Source organism: Bradyrhizobium sp. (genome assembly GCF_019244115.1).
Lineage (GTDB): Bacteria > Pseudomonadota > Alphaproteobacteria > Rhizobiales > Xanthobacteraceae > Bradyrhizobium.
In genome coordinates, this window is record NZ_JAFATE010000119.1 from 1 (window position 1) to 2,089 (window position 2,089).

The 2,089-nt window shown below is 64.9% G+C and carries 1 protein-coding gene; it reads left to right on the forward strand.

The window, feature by feature from the left end:
- Nucleotides 1-2,089, forward strand: a 2,089-nt coding sequence (locus JOZ76_RS05660; RefSeq protein ID WP_291697648.1) for a glutamate synthase central domain-containing protein, incomplete at both ends; no start/stop codon positions are given.

The following is a 2,089-nucleotide window of genomic DNA, read 5'->3' on the forward strand; positions in this document are numbered from 1 at the left end:
CGAATTTCTGGTGCAGGGCGGCTACTCGCTGCCGCATGCCGTGATGATGATGATTCCGGAGGCGTGGGCCGGCAATCCGCTGATGAGCGAGGAGCGCCGCGCCTTCTACGAATATCACGCCGCGCTGATGGAGCCGTGGGACGGCCCCGCCGCGATCGCGTTCACCGACGGCCGCCAGATCGGCGCCACGCTCGACCGCAACGGCCTCCGCCCCGCGCGCTATCTCGTCACCAGCGACGACCGCATCGTGATGGCGTCCGAAATGGGCGTCCTGAAGATTCCCGAGGACCAGATCGTCACCAAGTGGCGGCTGCAGCCAGGAAAAATGCTGCTGGTCGATCTCGAACAGGGCCGCCTCATTCCCGACGACGAGATCAAGGCGGATCTTGCGAAGAGCCATCCCTATCGCGACTGGCTCGACCGCACCCAGATCGTGCTCGAGGAGCTGCCGGATGCGCCGGTCACCGGCGTGCGCTCCAATTTGCCGCTGCTCGATCGCCAGCAGGCGTTCGGCTACACCCAGGAAGACATCTCGATCCTGATGACGCCGATGGCCGCGACCGGCGAGGAGGCCACCGGCTCGATGGGCAACGACACGCCGATCTCGGCGCTGTCCGACAAGCCAAAACTGCTGTTCACCTACTTCAAGCAGAACTTTGCGCAGGTCACCAACCCGCCGATCGACCCGATCCGCGAGGAGCTGGTGATGAGCCTCGTCTCGATCATCGGGCCGCGGCCGAACCTGTTCGACCTCAAAGGCCTCGCCTCGACCAAGCGGCTCGAAGTGCGCCAGCCGATCCTGACCGATGCGGACCTGGAAAAGATCCGCTCGATCTCGGATCTTGCCGAAGCCCATTTCAAGTCGGCGACGCTCGACACCACCTATGATGCGAGCCTCGGCGCCGCGGGTCTCGAGCAGACCCTCGACAACCTCTGTGCGCGCGCGGAGGCCGAGGTGCGCGAGGGCGTCAACATCATCATCCTCTCAGACCGCAAGGTCTCGGCCGAGCGGATCGCGATCCCCTGCCTGCTCGCTTGCGCCGCCGTGCATCATCATTTGATCCGCACCGGATTGCGCACCTCGGTCGGACTCGTAGTCGAGAGCGGCGAGCCGCGCGAGGTGCATCACTTCGCCTGCCTCGCAGGCTACGGCGCCGAGGCGATCAATCCCTATCTCGCCTTCGAGACCATCATCGCGATGAAGGACCGCCTGCCGGTCTCGCTCGACGATTACGAGGTGGTCAAGCGCTACATCAAGTCGATCGGCAAGGGCCTGTTGAAGGTGATGTCGAAGATGGGCATCTCCACCTATCAGTCCTATTGCGGCGCGCAGATCTTTGACGCCGTCGGCCTCAAGGCCGACTTCACCGCAAAATTCTTCGCCGGCACCCACACCCGCATCGAGGGCGTGGGCCTCTCCGAGATCGCCGAGGAGACCACGCGCCGCCATGTCGATGCCTTCGGCGACGCGCTGGTCTACAAGAGCGCGCTCGATGTCGGCGGCGAATATGCTTTCCGCACCCGCGGCGAGGACCATGCCTGGACTGCGGAGTCGGTCTCGGCCCTGCAGCACGCCGTGCGCGGCAATTCGCAGGAGCGCTACCGGGCCTTTGCAAAGATCCTCAACGAGCAGTCGGAGCGGCTGGTGACGCTGCGCGGCCTGTTCCGGATCAAGAGCGCCGCGGACGAGAAGCGCAAACCCGTTCCGCTCGACGAGGTCGAGCCGGCCAAGGACATCGTCAAGCGCTTTGCCACCGGCGCGATGAGCTTTGGCTCGATCTCGCGCGAAGCGCATACGACCTTGGCGATCGCAATGAACCGGATCGGCGGCAAGTCGAACACCGGCGAAGGCGGCGAGGAAGCCGATCGGTTCAAGCCGCTCGCCAACGGCGATTCCATGCGCTCGGCGATCAAGCAGGTCGCCTCGGGCCGCTTCGGCGTCACGACGGAATATCTCGTCAACTCCGACATGATGCAGATCAAGATGGCGCAGGGCGCAAAGCCCGGCGAAGGCGGACAGTTGCCCGGCCACAAGGTCGACGCGACGATCGCCAAGGTGCGCCACTCGACCCCCGGCGTCGGCCTGATC